The sequence below is a fragment of the Exiguobacterium sp. TNDT2 genome, assembly GCF_003331145.1.
In the GTDB taxonomy this organism is placed as follows: domain Bacteria; phylum Bacillota; class Bacilli; order Exiguobacteriales; family Exiguobacteriaceae; genus Exiguobacterium.
In genome coordinates this window covers 77,227-93,236 of sequence record NZ_QLVE01000022.1, presented here as the reverse complement: position 1 = coordinate 93,236, position 16,010 = coordinate 77,227, and the positions used below count along the sequence as shown (strand labels likewise).

15 protein-coding genes and 1 riboswitch are annotated in these 16,010 nt (G+C 52.6%); of the genes, 3 read left to right on the top strand and 12 right to left on the bottom strand.

What is annotated here, in order from left to right; genetic code table 11:
• Positions 1–46: 46 nt before the first annotated feature.
• The 4 genes from DPV68_RS10850 to DPV68_RS10835 form a co-directional block, all read right to left on the bottom strand.
• Entirely contained in the window at positions 47–880 is an 834-nt protein-coding gene (locus DPV68_RS10850) for a MetQ/NlpA family ABC transporter substrate-binding protein (RefSeq protein ID WP_114166835.1), read from the bottom strand.
• A 29-nt stretch (positions 881–909) separates the two neighbouring features.
• A complete protein-coding gene (locus tag DPV68_RS10845; protein WP_114166834.1) occupies positions 910–1,572 on the bottom strand; it encodes a methionine ABC transporter permease in 663 nt (220 codons plus the stop codon).
• On the bottom strand, positions 1,562–2,590 hold the full coding sequence (locus tag DPV68_RS10840; protein ID WP_114166833.1) for a methionine ABC transporter ATP-binding protein: 1,029 nt from the start codon (positions 2,588–2,590) through the stop codon (positions 1,562–1,564). The genes DPV68_RS10845 and DPV68_RS10840 overlap by 11 nt, the downstream gene beginning before the upstream one ends.
• Before the next feature lie 77 nt (positions 2,591–2,667).
• A riboswitch (SAM riboswitch) is annotated at positions 2,668–2,773 on the bottom strand.
• A 453-nt stretch (positions 2,774–3,226) separates the two neighbouring features.
• Positions 3,227–3,481: a thioredoxin family protein gene (locus DPV68_RS10835; RefSeq protein WP_232819605.1), complete on the bottom strand. Its 255-nt coding sequence runs from the start codon at positions 3,479–3,481 to the stop codon at positions 3,227–3,229.
• A 190-nt stretch (positions 3,482–3,671) separates the two neighbouring features.
• Here DPV68_RS10835 and DPV68_RS10830 point away from each other — a divergent pair, with 190 nt between their 5' ends.
• Positions 3,672–4,724 (top strand): PTS sugar transporter subunit IIC, encoded by a 1,053-nt coding sequence (locus DPV68_RS10830; protein ID WP_114166831.1) that lies wholly within the window; start codon positions 3,672–3,674, stop codon positions 4,722–4,724.
• A 64-nt stretch (positions 4,725–4,788) separates the two neighbouring features.
• Positions 4,789–5,655 (top strand): hypothetical protein, encoded by an 867-nt coding sequence (locus DPV68_RS10825; RefSeq protein ID WP_114166830.1) that lies wholly within the window; start codon positions 4,789–4,791, stop codon positions 5,653–5,655.
• A 111-nt stretch (positions 5,656–5,766) separates the two neighbouring features.
• On the opposite strand, the gene gcvH is transcribed toward DPV68_RS10825, so the two are convergent.
• From gcvH to DPV68_RS10795, 6 genes are all read right to left on the bottom strand, one after another.
• Positions 5,767–6,150, bottom strand: a complete 384-nt coding sequence (gene gcvH, locus DPV68_RS10820; RefSeq protein WP_021065488.1) for a glycine cleavage system protein GcvH — start codon at positions 6,148–6,150, stop codon at positions 5,767–5,769.
• 39 nt (positions 6,151–6,189) lie between these two features.
• Positions 6,190–6,552, bottom strand: a complete 363-nt coding sequence (locus DPV68_RS10815; RefSeq protein ID WP_114166829.1) for an arsenate reductase family protein — start codon at positions 6,550–6,552, stop codon at positions 6,190–6,192.
• A gap of 45 nt (positions 6,553–6,597) precedes the next feature.
• Positions 6,598–7,326, bottom strand: coding sequence for a hypothetical protein (locus tag DPV68_RS10810; protein WP_232819604.1), 729 nt, complete (start codon positions 7,324–7,326; stop codon positions 6,598–6,600).
• Between the two features lie 88 nt (positions 7,327–7,414).
• On the bottom strand, positions 7,415–9,199 hold the full coding sequence (locus DPV68_RS10805; RefSeq protein WP_114166828.1) for an acyl-CoA dehydrogenase family protein: 1,785 nt from the start codon (positions 9,197–9,199) through the stop codon (positions 7,415–7,417).
• Between the two features lie 13 nt (positions 9,200–9,212).
• A complete protein-coding gene (locus DPV68_RS10800; protein WP_114166827.1) occupies positions 9,213–10,385 on the bottom strand; it encodes an acetyl-CoA C-acetyltransferase in 1,173 nt (390 codons plus the stop codon).
• 19 nt (positions 10,386–10,404) lie between these two features.
• Complete coding sequence (locus DPV68_RS10795) at positions 10,405–12,816, bottom strand: 3-hydroxyacyl-CoA dehydrogenase/enoyl-CoA hydratase family protein (RefSeq protein WP_114166826.1); 2,412 nt, start codon at positions 12,814–12,816, stop codon at positions 10,405–10,407.
• A gap of 214 nt (positions 12,817–13,030) precedes the next feature.
• On the opposite strand from DPV68_RS10795, the gene DPV68_RS10790 reads away from it, so the two are divergent.
• Positions 13,031–13,933, top strand: a complete 903-nt coding sequence (locus DPV68_RS10790) for an SDR family oxidoreductase (RefSeq protein WP_114166825.1) — start codon at positions 13,031–13,033, stop codon at positions 13,931–13,933.
• Between the two features lie 277 nt (positions 13,934–14,210).
• Here the strand turns inward: DPV68_RS10790 and DPV68_RS10785 are convergent, their stop codons facing one another.
• Both DPV68_RS10785 and trhA read right to left on the bottom strand, forming a co-directional pair.
• On the bottom strand, positions 14,211–15,128 hold the full coding sequence (locus DPV68_RS10785) for a proline dehydrogenase family protein (RefSeq protein WP_114166824.1): 918 nt from the start codon (positions 15,126–15,128) through the stop codon (positions 14,211–14,213).
• A 156-nt stretch (positions 15,129–15,284) separates the two neighbouring features.
• Positions 15,285–15,956, bottom strand: a complete 672-nt coding sequence (trhA, locus tag DPV68_RS10780; protein WP_114166823.1) for a PAQR family membrane homeostasis protein TrhA — start codon at positions 15,954–15,956, stop codon at positions 15,285–15,287.
• Positions 15,957–16,010 lie beyond the last annotated feature (54 nt).

Below are 16,010 nucleotides of genomic sequence, written 5' to 3'. Positions count from 1 at the left end.
CTACTCCAAATAAAAAAGGCTCGGGATAGCCCGAGCCTTGACGAGATTATTGTTTGACCGGTACGACTGCACCTTTGTACTCATCCAAGATCCACTGTTGCGTCTCTTCTGACGTGAGGACTTCAAGGAGTGCCTTGACGCGCTCGTCGTTTTCGTCGCCTTCACGTGTGACGAGCAAGTTGACGTAAGGTGAATCTTCGCCTTCGAGGGCGATCGCGTCTTCGAGCGGGTTGAGGCCGGCATCGATCGCGTAGTTCGTGTTGATGAGGACCGCGTCCCCTTCACCGTTGTTGAACGCTTGCGGGAGAAGTGCTGCTTCGACGTCCGTCTTGAACTCCAAGTTTTTCGGGTTGTCGACGATGTCCGAAACTGTCGCGTCTACTGTTTTGCCTTCCGCGAGTGTGAGCAAACCTTCTGATTGGAGCATCGTGAGGATTCGTCCGTGATCAGCGACCGACGAGCTCATGATGATTTCAGCGCCTTCTGGGAGCTCATCGAGTGACTTGTAGTCTTGTGAGTAGACACCGATCGGCTCGATATGGACGCCGCCGGCTGATGCGAATTTGTAATCTTTGTTTTCAGCCATTTGCGACTCGAGATACGGCTCGTGTTGGAAGTAGTTCGCGTCGAGTTCGCCGTCCGCGAGCGTCTTGTTCGGTAAGACGTAGTCTTGGAACTTCTTGATTTCGAGCGTATAGCCCTTCTCTTCGTATTCGTCTTGAATGTGCTCTAAAATTTCAGCGTGCGGGACGTTTGACGCGCCGACGACGAGCGTCTTGTCATCGCCTGAACCTGATTCTGAATCCCCGCCGCCGCAAGCCGCGAGAATCGTGAGTGCTGAAGCTGCCGTTAAACCGAGTACTGTTTTCCAAGATTTCATTATAAAACCCCTCCAAATTTTTTTTATGATTAAGCGGAACGCTTATCGATTTTTGATACGAGTCGATCGCCGATGAACTGGATGACGAAGACGATGATTAAAATTAAGACGGTCGCGACGAACGTGACGTCATTTTGTGAACGCTGGAACCCTTCGAGGAACGCCAAGTTTCCGAGTCCCCCGCCCCCGACGACCCCTGCCATCGCCGTGTAACCGACGATCGCGACGATCGTGACCGTGATGCCTGACACGATGGCCGGCAACGCTTCTGGGAACAACACTTTATAGACGATCTGCCATTTTGTCGCACCCATCGACTCGGCCGCCTCGATGACACCGCGGTCGACTTCGCGAAGCGCGAGCTCGACCATCCGCGCATAGAACGGGGCTGCGCCGATGATGAGCGCCGGCAGTGCCGCCGTCGACCCGAGCATCGTCCCGACGACGAGTAACGTGAACGGGATGAGCAAGATGATCAAAATGATGAACGGGATCGACCGGAACACGTTGACGATTGCACTGATGACCGTGTAAATCGGGCGGTTCTTCATCATGAGCGGCTCGTTTGTGACATATAGGAGCATCCCGAGCGCGAGACCGATGACGAACGTCGCGGCTCCGGCGACGAGCGTCATATAGAGCGTCTCCCACGTCTCTTCAAACATGACTTGCCAATCTACGTTAGGAAACATTGCTTTCTACCTCCACTTCCACTGCCTGCGACCGGATTGAGGCGATGGCCCGCTCGACTTCAGCCGGCTCTCCGATCAATTGGATGAATAATGTCCCGAGGGCGCCGACTTGTGACTGTGTCACGGTGCCGCCGATGATGTTGAAACCGATGTCATGCTGCTTCAACACTTCTGACAGAATCGGTTGCTCAGCCGTCTCATTCAAGAATTTGAGCTTGACGATTTGACCGCTCGGATAACGCGCTTTCAAGTGTTCGAACGTGAGCAACATGTCTTCGACCGCGCCGATCTGTTTGACGAACTCTTTCGTGATCGGCTGTTCCGGATGTTGGAACACCTCGGCGACTTGTCCGGTCTCGACGACCTTTCCGGCCTCCATGACGGCGACGCGGTGGCAGATCTTTTGGATGACGTGCATCTCATGTGTGATGAGGACGATCGTCAATCCGAGCTTTTTATTGATGCTGACGAGCAGTTCGAGAATCGAATCGGTCGTCTTCGGGTCGAGTGCGCTCGTCGCTTCATCGCAGAGGAGCACTTCTGGATTCGTAGCGAGCGCACGGGCTATCCCGACTCGCTGCTTTTGGCCGCCCGATAGTTGTGACGGATAGCTGTCTTCCCGTCCGGCAAGGCCGACGAGTTCGACGAGTTCTTGGACGCGCCGTTTGCGTTCGCTCGCCGGTACCCCGATTAGCTCGAGTGGGAAGCTAATATTCTCAGCGACCGTGCGCGACCATAATAAGTTGAAGTGTTGGAACACCATCGAGACGTTTTTACGCACCCCGCGTAGTTCCTTCGGCGTAAGTTTCGTCAGCTCGCTGCCGGCGACCACGATTTCACCGCTTGACGGTGCCTCGAGTCGGTTAAGCAAGCGGATGAGCGTCGACTTCCCCGCCCCTGAATATCCGATTATTCCAAAAATTTCGCCGCTTTCGATGGTAAGCGACACATCATCGACCGCCTGGACCCGACCGTTTTTCGTGTCGAACCATTTGGCCACATTGCGTAGTTGAATCAATCCATTTCCCTCCTGACAACAAAAAAAGTACGCACGTTTGAGCAAACGTGCGTACTTTATCGTACGGACAACGATTGCTCTCATCTTCCAAGGTGTACACCTTGCTGGAATTAGCACCATTTCGGATTGCTCCGCGGTTGCTGGGCGTCATAGGGCCAGTCCCTCAGCCTCTCTTGATAAGAGTGGTTGCGTATTCGATTAGCCTTATCATAGCGACATATTATTTTCATGTCAAACTATTTTATGCAAAAAAATAAAAAAAGGTGCCATCCGAGGATGGCACAGAACGTAGCACCTTGAGTCACTGAAGGACAACCCATAGATGAACCTCTTTTGCCCGATCAGAGCATTCATCCTTATATGGGGGATTTTGACCCGACCATCACTCGGTCTTCGAACGGACCATGCAATTACGCGACCGGTGCCCCGACGCTTGATTTTTTTGGGGGACAATCGAAGGGAAGGTCCACCTGAAATCGCGTAAGCTCATGCAGCGGTTGTTCGAAAACGTCTTGATGACGGGAAAATCTCGTCCTATGTTGTGTTCAAGTAAGATGTTGTAATGAATATATCATTCGTGAACTTTCTGTGTCAACTGATTATTTAAAATTTTCAGATTATTCTAATCATCCTATCTCATTTGACGAAAGATAGGACGTGCTGGACGTTTTGAAACGCGTACAACCGATCGCGAACTTGGCCATTCTCCAGCTTCAACAGCGCCGGGACGCTCATGACCTGATACGCCTCAAGTTCGTTCGGGATAAAGTTGGCATCTCGTTTTTCAATCTGGAGTTCCGGGTCGACGGCCTCGACGACCGAGAGCATCCGCTCGGCCACAGCGCATGTACCGCACATCGGGGCGTATATATATAAGAATCCGTCTGTCATCATTGTTCTCACCTCTCCTCTAAGTATATGAATCCGGACCGGTCGGTTCAAAAGTTGTGCTCAAATGGAAAATTCTGAATATTTCAACATTTTGTATTGACGCTCGCTAGAAAGAGGCATAGTATGTTCATTAACTTTATTGCTTTTGTACATAACAGCATACCAGTAGAAAAGGACAGGTGAATCCCCAATGACGGAAGAGAAGCTTACCGGAAAACAGTTTTTGATGAACGTCTTGAACGGCCTCAGTCTTGCCATCCTCATCGCCCTCATCCCGAGCGCCTTGCTCGGTGAATTAACGAAAGCCATCTTACCTTATATTCCGTCACTGCAGTTCATCTTAGATGCGACGACAATCGCGATGCGTCTCTTACCAGTCATCATCGGTGTCGCCGTCGCCATGCAGTTCGGACGCTCGGCACTCGAGGCCGGCACGATCGGCATCGCGACCCAAGTCGGGAGCGGCGCCATCCGCATCGAAGAAGGGGCGTTCCTCATGGCTGGAATCGGTGACGTCATCACGGCCGGTGTGACGGCCGCTCTTGCGACGTTCCTCGTCATGCAGTTGTCGCCACGCTTGAAGACATACACGGTACTCGTCTTACCGATGACGGTCATCGTCGTCGCCGGAGGGATCGGAGCGTTCCTGCTCACTTACATCTCACAAATCACAACATACGTCGGGACAATCATTATGACAATGACGGAACTACAGCCGATTGTGATGGGCATGTTGATCGCGATGGCGTTCTCGCTCATCATCGTCTCGCCAATCTCGACGGTCGGCATCGCCACAGCGATCAGCCTGTCTGGTGTCGCTGCCGGGGCCGCCAACTTAGGGGTCGTCGCCGCCGGCTTTGGTCTCGCCATCGCTGGCTGGCAGATGAACGCGACCGGAACGTCGATTGCCCACTTCCTCGGCTCACCAAAGATTCAAATGGCGAACTTCGTCCGTCGTCCGATTATGATGTTGCCGGTACTCGCCAATGCGGCCATCCTTGGAGCGCTCGCAGGTATCCTTCGGATTGAAGGCACACCGATCAGTGCCGGATTCGGCGTCTCGGGTCTAATCGGTCCGGTCAACGCCTTGCATTTGATGCCGGGAGGATTCGCGCTCTGGAACGTCATGCTCGTCGTCGTCTTATTCGGGCTCATCCCAATCGCACTCGGGATTCTGTTCTATCGGTTGTTCAACCGGACGTCGCTCATCCAGCCTGATCACTACCGCCTCGATTTCGACTAAGCAAAATAGTTAAAACTTTTAGTTCTAGTCGTGTAAAATTAATATAAAAAAGGGAGGTATTCTTTTGGCTCAAGGAGCTTTTGCCGGAGCGACTTCGTATGAAGATCAAACCTTGGAAGACATTTTAGAAGACATCAAGAGATGGATTGTGTATTCAGAAGAAACCTTGTCATTTTTTAATGAAATAATCACAAGATTGGATGAAGAGAAGTATTATGAGACTATCCCATTTGACTTGAATGCATTATTTCAAACTACAAAAAGAAAGTTAGCTACCTTCATTAGCGATTTCCACATTATTCTCAAAAGTATTTCTACAGATAAAATTTCCAAAAGAGAAGTAGACCTATTAAAGAACATTGGGAAAATTTCAATTGAAGAGAATAGGAAATACAAACCTATTTATCATAGTGCACTCGAACACTGGTCTGGAGAACAGTATGGCAATCCAAATTTCCAAAAAATTGAAAGGCTTTATGCTGAAGGCAAAGATTTATTTGGAACTTTAATGGACGCTTCAAATGCAGCGGAAAGGTTGAAGGACTACATGAGTAACGAACGTCAACAACATCAACAAATTACGATTACCGGAGATGGTAATCAAGTTCAAACTGCATTAGGAAACAATAATGAATTTGTCATGGAATTAACGAATTCTCTTGGACAAGCTAAAGCTGAAGAATTAAACAGATTATTATCTGATTTGAAAAACAACTTAGATCAATATTTCAAAGAAGATGAGCAAGAAAAGAAAGAGGATGCGGAACATGTGATAGATGGTCTTCGAGATGAAGTTACCAAAAGTGAACCCAGAAAAGGAATTATACGTTCGTATCTAAATTCTTTAAATGGTCTAAGTGTTTCTGCAAACCTCATGACAGTCGTCACCGGAATTAAAGGTATCGTAGAGTCACTCCCATTTATGAAGTAATTCTATGGTAATAAGGATAATAGAAAAGAGAGACCATCTGGCGCTAATAGTTCTCGCCAGATAGTCTCTCTTTTCACCTAAATCAAGCAGTTATATCCTGGGCTATTTATATTAGCCTTGAATCATCGCTTCGTATTCTTCGGCTGACATGAGCTTGTCGACGTCCGACGCGTCGTTCAACTCGACTTCAATCATCCAAGCGCCTTCGAACGGTGCTTCGTTGACGAGTTCTGGTGAATCGGCGAGTGATTCGTTCACCGCTGTGATTTTCCCAGAGATGGGAGCGTACAACTCGGACACGGTTTTGACCGACTCGACCGAACCGAACGGCTCATCGAGCAAAATCGTGCCGCCGACTTCAGGAAGTTCGACAAAGACGATATCCCCTAGCTCGCTTTGTGCGAAATCCGTGATGCCGATGCGGGCGACGCTTCCGTTCACTTCGACCCATTCGTGCTCTTTTGAATAACGTAGATTGGCAGGTACTTTGCTCATCTTAACTTCCCCCTCAACTGAATTAGACTCACACGAGTATTATAGCACTTCGCCCCAAACGTCTGTAAACGACTTTTCTGAAAATCCGACAGTTGCTGTTTGACCATCTGTCACGATTGGACGCTTTAAAAGCATACCATTGCTCGTGAGAAGCTCGAGTTGTTCGTCTTCTGATAGAGTTGGCAGTTGATCTTTGATGCCTTCGTTCCGATACACTTGCCCGCTCGTATTGAAGAACTTTTTGAGCGGCAGGCCCGACTGTTTCCACAGTTCACCCAATTCATCTTTCGACGGTGTCGCCTCGACGATATGGACATATGTATAGTCGACGCCGTTTTCTTTCAACCACTTCTCTGCTTTTTTACACGTACTGCATGGCGGATAGCCATATAGTGTCACCATGTTCATCACCTCTTCTGTCACTGTAGCATATTCCGCTTCACCCCTTCACGCTTCAAGCAAGCGCACAATCTCTCGCTTGAGCGTGGGATTGACCGGATGGTGCGCCTCGATGTGGCCGAGGATGGCTGCCGCCGCCTCGACCGATTTTCCGTATCCGGGGAGCCACTCCTCAAGACGTGCGACGAGCTCCGGATGCGTCACTTCGACCCGTCGCGTCGGATTGAACGGGTCGCTCGTCTCCCCGTATGCGAGTAACACGTTGTTGACGGCCGAAACCTGAATCAGTTCGAAGCCGGCGAGCCGTTCGCCGCGCCGTTCTCGGAGCAGTCCGACGTATAGGTTCGTCAGCGCCTCCTCGTAGCGGTGGGCGGCGTCTGAAGGACGTGTCAGAACCTTTGGCGTCGCGAACGTATCGAGCGCCTCGTCACGCTGCCAGATGACGCGACCGGGCGTATAGGCAATGCCTGGCATCTCCACGATCTCGAACACGGCAAACTCGGCGTAAATGCCGTCCTCGTACATGACTTTATGCCCGTCTTTCGTATTTTGAAACTGGTATGGCAAGGGCTCGACGGCGAGCCAGTCCAAGTTGTCGATGAAGCGTGCCTTATATCCATCCTCGACGATTAAAAAGAAGTCGAGGTCCGAATAGTCGTCGAGCCGTTCCGTCTCGAGCCCGATCGAACCGAGCGCGAGGAGCATGAGCGTTCCCTCATGCTTGGCGACCGAGCGGCCGATCGCATCCATCCGTTCTAACAAGTCATCTCGTTTCAACAATATCCCCTCCTTTCTCCATTGTACGGGTTCAGCAGGGCAAAAAGAAAGGGCCGACCGCGTCCGGTCCACCCTTTCTCTCGCTTGCTTACACGATAAACTTGTTCGCTTTGATCAGGCTCGCTGCGACTTCGCGCTTCGTCCCGATGACGTTGATCGGCTGATAGCGGCTGAACTTCTTCATCGCCGACAAGAGCATGCGCTGCTCGTCACCCGATGCGGCCGCATATAAGACTTCTTTCGCCATAAGTTCGACTTGCTTGAACACTTGCTCGGCGAAGATTTCGGTATAGCGGACTTTCTGTCCATTCTTCTCAGCGCCGGTACGGGCGATGGCTTTCTCTGTCCGCGCGATGGCCGCTTCAAGCGCATAGATGGCGCTGATGATGTCGGCAATCTTCGCGAGGATCTCTTGCTCGTTCTGGAGGTCTTGCTGATACTTCTGGACGGCCGTTCCGGCGATCATCAAGTTGATCTTCTTCATGTTCGATAGAAGCATCTTCTCGCGTGCGAGCGGCGTGCCGTCGAGCTCTTGCGGCATATAGCTCATGAGCTCTTTTTGGAGCTTCTGCGCTTCGGCGAGGAGCGGCAAATCGCCTTTCATCGCTTTTTTGAGGAGCGTGCCCGGTACGATCAAGCGGTTGATCTCGTTCGTCCCTTCGAAGATCCGGTTGATGCGTGAGTCACGGTACAAGTTCTCGACTTCATATTCGGTCATGAAGCCGTAGCCGCCGTGGATTTGGACCGCTTCATCGACGACGTAGTCGAACGTCTCCGAGGCGAACACTTTGTTGAGTGAACATTCAATCGCGTATTCGGCGATCGCTTGGGCGACTTTCGAACCGTCACGCATGTTGTCGTCGCCAAGGGCGTCAAGGCTGTCTTGGAACAGACCGCCTGTCCGGTAGACCGAGCTCTCCATCGCATAAATGTTCGCAGCCATCGTCGCGAGTTTCTCTTGGATGAGCGGGAACTGGCTGATCGGTGTCTTGAACTGTTTGCGCTCGTTCGCGTATTGGACCGAGAGATCGAACGCACGTTTCGACGAACCGACCGCACCGACGGCGAGTTTGTAGCGACCGACGTTCAAGATGTTGAAGGCGATGACGTGGCCTTTGCCGATTTCTCCAAGGAGGTTGTCGACCGGGACTTCGACGTCTTCTAAGATGAGCGTCCGTGTCGATGAGCCTTTGATCCCCATCTTCTGTTCTTCGGCCCCTGTCGAGACACCGTTGAAGTCACGCTCGACGATGAAGGCACTGAACTTGTCACCGTCGATTTTCGCGTAGACGACGAACACGTTCGCGAAACCGGCGTTCGTAATCCATTGCTTCTCCCCGTTCAACACGTAGTGCGTGCCGGCCTCGTTCAAGACGGCCGTCGCTTTCGCACCGAGTGCGTCCGACCCTGAGCCTGGCTCTGTGAGGGCGTACGCCGCAATCCATTCGCCGGTCGCGAGCTTCGGCAAATACTTATGCTTTTGCTCTTCCGTTCCGAAGAAGACGATTGGGAGTGTCCCGATTCCGACGTGGGCGCCGTAGCTGAGGGCGAATGAACGCGCCTTGGCGAACCGCTCCGTGATGATCGATGATGAGATTTTATCGAGCTGATAGCCGCCGTACTCTTCTGGCACGTCCGCGCCGAGGAGACCGAGCTCGCCCGCTTCTTTCAACAGTTCGACCGAGAGATCGAACTCGTGTTTCTCGATGCGTCCAAGGACAGGCATGACACGGTCGTCGACGAAGCTCGCCGTCGTGTCTCCAATCATTTTGTGCTCGTCCGAGAAGTCTTCCGGTGTGAACAAACGATCCGCGTCGAGTGCGTCGATGACGAAACTACCGCCTTTAATCAATTCATGTTCTGTACGTTCCATAGTCAATTCCCCCTTATAGTAATTCGAAGACGCCAGCAGCGCCCATGCCGCCACCGATGCACATCGTCACAACCCCATACTTTTCATTGCGTCGTTTCATCTCATGCAAGATCGAGACCGTGAGTTTCGCGCCCGTGCACCCGAGTGGATGCCCGAGGGCGATCGCGCCGCCGTTGACGTTCACTTTCGACGGGTCGATGCCGAGTTCACGGATGACGCCGAGCGATTGGCTCGCGAACGCCTCGTTCAATTCGAACAATCCGACTTCTTCGAGCTTCACGCCGGCCATCTCGAGCGCTTTCGGGATGGCGACGACCGGTCCGATTCCCATCACTTCCGGACGGACACCGCCGACCGCGAACGATAGGAATTTCGCCATCGGTTTCAAGCCTTGACGTTCCGCCTCTTCGCGCTCCATGACGAGCACGGCCGCTGCACCGTCTGACACTTGTGACGCGTTCCCCGCCGTCACCGATCCCTTGATTTTGAATGCCGGGCGCAGTTTACCGAGCGCTTCGAGCGTCGAGTCGGCCCGGACGCCTTCATCGTGTTTGACGACGAGTTCACGTTCCGCGACTTTCCCGTCTTCGCCGAGCACGTGCTCGACGACCGTGATCGGGACAATCTCTTCTTCGAACTTGCCACCGGCAATCGCTGCCGCTGCTTTCTGGTGGCTGTCGATGGCGAACAGGTCCTGGTCCTCGCGCGAGATGTTATATTCGGCCGCGACACGTTCTGCCGTATGGCCCATGCTCATATAGTATTCCGGCGCTGTCTCCATGATCGTCGGGTTCGGACGGATGACGTGTCCGCCCATTGGGACGAGACTCATCGATTCCATACCGCCGGCGATGACCGCCGTCGCTTGGCCGATCATGATTTTCGCTGCCGCGTCGGCGATCGCTTGAAGACCGGACGAGCAGTACCGGTTGATCGTGATAGCCGGTACTTCGTGGGACAAGCCGCCTCGTACGGCCGCATAGCGGGCGATATTCATCCCTTGCTCCGCTTCCGGCATGGCACATCCCATGATGACGTCGTCGATCGGTCCCGTATAGCCCGACCGCTCGAGCGTCGCTTTGATCGCGTGACCCGCGAGTTCGTCCGAGCGAACGTTTCGGAACGAACCGCGTTTTGCTTTTCCGACCGGCGTTCGTGCGCCGGCCACGATGACTGCTTCTCTCATCTGTTAAGTCCCCCTTTTGTCAGTTCCGAAGTGGCTTGCCTTTGACGAGCATATGTTGCATCCGTTGCTGCGATTTCGGTTCCCCGATGAGGCTTAGGAACGCCTCGCGCTCGATGTCGAGGAAGTACTGCTCGTCCACCATCGTGCCGTATGCCAAATCGCCGCCACTGATGACGTGGGCAAGTTTTTTCGCGATCTTCAAATCGTGTTCAGAGATATAGCCACCGTAGAACATCTCGTACGCCGCGAGTTCGAGCGTCGCTTTCCCCGTTTGACCGACGACCGGCAACTTCTCACGAACCGGTGCCGTATAGCCGTCAGCGAGACCGAGCACCGTCTGTTTCGCGTCGAACGTCAAGTGATCTCGGTTCATCGAGATACCGTCGACCGGACGGTGATAGCCGAGCGTTTTCGCGTCGTAGGCCGACTTCGATACTTTCGCCATGGCGATGTTCTCGAACGTCTGTTGCGCCGCTTTCTCCATGTTTTGCATCGACTTCGGCGTCTGCTCGAGGAGGCGACGGTACGTGTTGACGTTCCCGCCCCCACCTGGGATGAGGCCGACACCGACTTCGACGAGACCCATATACGTCTCGAGCGCAGTCTGCATGCGTGCAGCCGGCAAGCTGATCTCCGTCCCACCGCCGAGCGTCATGCCGTAAGGCGCGACGACGACCGGGCGACCCGCGTAGCGAATCTTTTGGACGACTTGTTGGAACTTGTTGATGATCCAGTCGAGCTCGTACCAGTTCTCGTCTTCTGCTTCCATGAGCATCATCGCGAGGTTGGCACCGACACAGAAGTTCTTGCCGTCGTTGGCAAGGACGAGTCCTTTGAAGTCGGTCTCGACGAGGTCGATCGACTGTTCGATCATCTGCATGATATCGACACCGATCGCATTGTTCGGTGACGTGAACTCGAGGGCGACGACGTCGTCGCCGATATCGATGAGGCGGGCCCCACCGTTCTCGAGCACGATTCCGTTCGACTTGGCGAGAGGCGCGAGTTTCACTTCTTTCGGGTTGACGGTCTTCTCAACATACGTCTGTGACGCTTGGTCGTAATACTGGTCTCCCTTGTAGAAGGTTGTGTGTCCGGCAGCGAGCATCTCATCGATCCACGCCGGGACGTCATATCCTTCCGCTTTCATGCGAACGACTGACTTCTCGACGCCGAGTGCGTCCCACGTCTCGAACGGTCCGAACTTCCAGCCGAAGCCCCACTTCATCGCGTCATCGATGGCGACGATCGAATCGCTGATCTCGCCTGTGAGGCGAGCCGAGTAGACGAGCGTCTTCGCCGTGACCGGCCAGAGCAGTTGTCCGATACGTCCCTTGTTCAAGATGGCACCTTCCAACTTCGCTTTCGAGCCCGGGAGCGACTTGATTTGTTCGAGTTCCGGACCTGTAATCGCTTTCAATTGTTCATATTCGAACGTCTCGAGATTCAGTTCTTGGATGACTTTTCCGTCTTTCTTATAGAAGCCTTGTCCGGCCTTTTGACCGATCCAACCCTTCTCGACGAGCGTCTTCATTTCAGCAGGGACGTCGAACGTGTCCTTCTCGTCACCGGCGTCGAGTGTCTCATAGACGTTTCCGGCGACGTGGACGAACGTGTCGATGCCGACGACGTCGAGGGTGCGGAATGTCGCCGATTTTGGCCGGCCGATGAGCGGTCCGGTGATTGAGTCCATCTCGCCGATCGAGGCGTTCTGCTTGAGCATCTCTTCAAATGTGACAAGGAGACCGTACGTGCCGATGCGGTTGCCGATGAAGTTCGGCGTGTCTTTCGCCTCGACGACGCCTTTCCCGAGACGGTCCTCAGCGAAGCGAGCCATGAAATCGATGACCGGGCGCGCCGTTTTTTCCGTCGGGATGAGTTCGAGCAGCTTCAAATAGCGCGGTGGGTTGAAGAAGTGTGTCCCGAGGAAACGTGTTTTCAAGCCTTCCGGCAACACGCTCGCCATCGCCTCGATTGAGATACCGGACGTATTCGAGCTGAGAATCGCGTCTTCACGGATGTAAGGTGCGATGTTTTCGAACAGTTGCTGTTTCACGTCGAGCCGTTCGACGACGACTTCGATGACCCAGTCCGCTTCCTTCAAGCGCTCGAGATCATCTTCTAAGTTCCCCACGTCGATGAAGTTCAAGTGATCTGCTGTCGCGAGCGGTGCCGGGTTTTGTTTCAATAGCTTCTGCCGGTTCTCATACGCGATGCGGTTCCGTACTTCTGGTGACTCGAGCGTGAGCCCTTTCGCTTCTTCTTTCGCTGTCAATTCACGTGGTACGATGTCGAGCATGAGCGAACGAATCCCCGCGTTCGCCAAGTGAGCCGCAATCCCCGCCCCCATTACTCCTGAACCGATGACGACCGCAAAACGAATGTTGCTCGTCAAACGGAGGTCGGCTGATTGTTCGATGTGACTCGTCATATTGTTCCCCCCTCAATGAGAATGAATAGTGATTCATTTCAAGCGTAAAAAAAATCGCAATCACCATCGTGTTTACTCTTCTATCATAAATGAATGACAATTCATTCGCAAGCGTTCATTTTTCAAATTCGTTCCAATTTCGCCGAAGATGATTTATTTTTTAGCCACTGTGGTATAAACACAAAGAGTCAATTTTAGAAAGGGGAATGTATTCATGAGTGACAATCGTTTAAACACAGTGGGGAACCGACGGGATTTTGAATCGTTCAAGAAAGACGGTCAAGAACAAGCCCATCAACCGGGAATCGATTCGAAGATGGAGCCGTTCCCAATTTACGAGCGCGAAGGATATAAAGGAAGCGACAAATTGAAAGACAAAGTCGCCATCATCACGGGCGGTGACTCCGGCATCGGGAAATCGGTCGCCATCTTCTTCGCCCATGAAGGTGCGAACACGGTCATCGTCTATAAAGATCAAAACGAGCTCGAGGACGCCGAGGCGACGAAAGAGCGCATCGAAGAACTCGGTCAGGCGTGTCTGTTGCTACAAGGGGACATCGGCGACTCTGCCTTCTGCCAAGACGTCGTCAAACAGACGCTCGAGACGTTCGGTCACTTGGATATCCTCGTCAATAACGCCGCCGAGCAACATCCGCAAGAGTCACTCCTCGACATCTCGGATGAGCAACTCGAGCAGACGTTCCGCACGAACATCTTCAGCATGTTCTATTTGACGAAAGCCGCCCTTCCATACTTGAATGAAGGCGCGAGCATCATCAATACGACGTCCATCACAGCGTATCAAGGAAACGACCAACTCATCGACTACTCGTCGACGAAAGGTGCGATCACATCGTTCACACGTGCGCTCGCGAGTAACCTAGCCGAGAAAAAGATTCGCGTCAACGGCGTCGCGCCAGGTCCGATTTGGACGCCGCTCATCCCGGCGACGTTCCCGGCGGACAAAGTCGCCTCGTTCGGTGACTCGGCCGAGATGAAACGTCCGGGTCAACCGGCGGAACTCGCCCCGGCTTACGTCTATCTCGCAAGTGACGACTCGACATACGTCAGCGGACAAGTCATCCACGTCAACGGTGGTACGGTTGTAAACGGATAAGACTTTCTGAGGTCTCAGTGATTAGCTGAGGCTTCTTTTTATGTATTGGCACTGTGTGGTCTTCGTCAGATTGCATTCTTACAAATGTTGAAGGGGGACGTTGATTTTGGAAAGTGGTCAAATCTGGGTGTGCCCAATTTGAATGACGAGATGGAACGACTGCACAGTCCGTTCGAGGTTAAACTTCCTGTAAGAAAAGTTGAGAAGGGTGATGGCATCAACTAGTAGAGAGCACATCAAAAAGCACGAACGCCCGCGACGGACGTTCGTGCTATTCTCATTTCTTGACCATCCCTTTTAAAACGAACGCGACGTTCGCCGGACGTTCTGCGAGGCGGCGCATGAAGTAGCCGTACCAGTCTCGGCCGTATGGCACGTAGACACGGACTTTGTAACCTTGACGGACGAGCTCGAGTTGACGCTCGACCCGGATGCCGTACAGCATTTGGAACTCGAACTGGTCGAATGGAATATTGTTCAGTTTCACATGTTCGATGACCGCGTCGATCATGTGGTCGTCATGCGTCGCAATCGAGGCGTAGTTCCCGTTCGCCAGATGGAGTTTGACGAGCTTCACGTAGTTGTGGTCGACGTCTTCTTTTTCCGGGAAAGCGACCGTCGCCGGTTCCTTGTAGGCCCCTTTGACGATGCGAAGGTTCGGCTTGAGCGGCGCAAGATGATTGATGTCATCTTCCGAGCGGTACAAATATGATTGGATGACCGTCCCCAGACCTTCAAAATCCGTTTTCAACTTCTTGAACAAGTCGAGTGTTCTTTCACAGCGCGCCTCGTCTTCCATGTCGATGGCGACGAACACACCGACTTCTTTCGCCGTCGTCAAGATTTGACGCATGTTGTCTTCGATCAACTCGTCCGAGATATCGAATCCGAGCGACGTCAGCTTGAGCGACATATAGGCATCGAGCTGCTCTTCGGCCATGATTTCGATGGCACGAATGATTTCATCCCGATTCTCGTTCGCTTCCTTGACCGTCGTGATGAATTCCCCTAAGTGGTCGACCGTGACCGATAATCCTTTCGCATTCAACTCACGGATTGTCGGCACAGACGTCTTAAAATCTTCCCCCGCTACAAAGCGCGAAGCCCCGAAGCGAAGTCCGTATTTTTTAGCCAAACTGTTGAGTGTTTTGTTTTGAGACATGTAAATGAATCCATCGCGCAACACTTTTTCCATCTGATTTTCCCCCTCACGTTTCCACCCATCTATCTCTATGACGATGTCTGAAATTATTATGACATACAAACGTCAATTCGTCTGTAATTTTGTAATCGGTTTCAGGATTTCATTTCCCTCTATTCAAAAAAAACAGACGCCCCCAGGACGTCCGTTTCAAAGGCTTGTATTCGGTGCCACATACAACAAGATGCTGAGGAAAACGAACACGCTTCCCGCTAGAACGAACAGATGCCAAATCGCATGATTGAACGGCAACTTCTGCCAGACATAGAAGATAATCCCGACCGAATAGGCGATCCCTCCGGCAAGGAGCAACATGAAGCCGTTATGACCGAGCGACTCATATAGAGGACGGATGGCGATGAGACAAATCCAGCCGAGGCCGAGATACGTCACGTTCGACACCCACATGTACTTCCCGGTCGAGAACAGCTTCCAAATGATACCGAGAATCGCGACGCTCCAGACGATGCCGAACAACGTCCAACCGAGCGTCCCTTTGAGCGACACGAGCGCGAACGGCGTATAACTTCCCGCAATGAGTAAGTAGATTCCCACATGATCGAACACTTGGAGCACGCGTTTCGCCCGTGGATGTGGAATCGCATGCATGAGTGTCGAGAACAGGTACAGTAAAACCATCGATGCCCCGAACACGCTCACCGCGATGACATTACCTGTGCTTCCCGTCTCGGTTGCTGTCATGACAAGCAGAACGAATGCAACGATGCTGAAGATGACCCCAAGCCCGTGGGTGACGGCGCTCGCAATCTCTTCCCCGAGCGTGTCGGCATGGAGCATGTCTTTTAGCTTCTCTTGATCCATTCAGGTCCCACCTTTCAAATCTATCCTTCTAGTATGGTCATTTCCCGGTTTCAA

What these genes read in the sequence shown, in the direction of transcription:
- DPV68_RS10805 (WP_114166828.1), bottom strand. Translation starts at nt 9,199, where the DNA reads ATGGAACGTACAGAACATGAATTGATTAAAGGCGGTAGTTTCGTCATC.
- DPV68_RS10790 (WP_114166825.1), top strand. Translation starts at nt 13,031, where the DNA reads ATGAGTGACAATCGTTTAAACACAGTGGGGAACCGACGGGATTTTGAA.
- DPV68_RS10830 (WP_114166831.1), top strand. Translation starts at nt 3,672, where the DNA reads ATGACGGAAGAGAAGCTTACCGGAAAACAGTTTTTGATGAACGTCTTG.
- DPV68_RS10850 (WP_114166835.1), bottom strand. Translation starts at nt 880, where the DNA reads ATGAAATCTTGGAAAACAGTACTCGGTTTAACGGCAGCTTCAGCACTC.
- DPV68_RS10835 (WP_232819605.1), bottom strand. Translation starts at nt 3,481, where the DNA reads ATGACAGACGGATTCTTATATATATACGCCCCGATGTGCGGTACATGC.
- DPV68_RS10815 (WP_114166829.1), bottom strand. Translation starts at nt 6,552, where the DNA reads ATGGTGACACTATATGGCTATCCGCCATGCAGTACGTGTAAAAAAGCA.
- DPV68_RS10795 (WP_114166826.1), bottom strand. Translation starts at nt 12,816, where the DNA reads ATGACGAGTCACATCGAACAATCAGCCGACCTCCGTTTGACGAGCAAC.
- DPV68_RS10845 (WP_114166834.1), bottom strand. Translation starts at nt 1,572, where the DNA reads ATGTTTCCTAACGTAGATTGGCAAGTCATGTTTGAAGAGACGTGGGAG.
- gcvH (WP_021065488.1), bottom strand. Translation starts at nt 6,150, where the DNA reads ATGAGCAAAGTACCTGCCAATCTACGTTATTCAAAAGAGCACGAATGG.
- DPV68_RS10785 (WP_114166824.1), bottom strand. Translation starts at nt 15,128, where the DNA reads ATGGAAAAAGTGTTGCGCGATGGATTCATTTACATGTCTCAAAACAAA.
- trhA (WP_114166823.1), bottom strand. Translation starts at nt 15,956, where the DNA reads ATGGATCAAGAGAAGCTAAAAGACATGCTCCATGCCGACACGCTCGGG.
- DPV68_RS10800 (WP_114166827.1), bottom strand. Translation starts at nt 10,385, where the DNA reads ATGAGAGAAGCAGTCATCGTGGCCGGCGCACGAACGCCGGTCGGAAAA.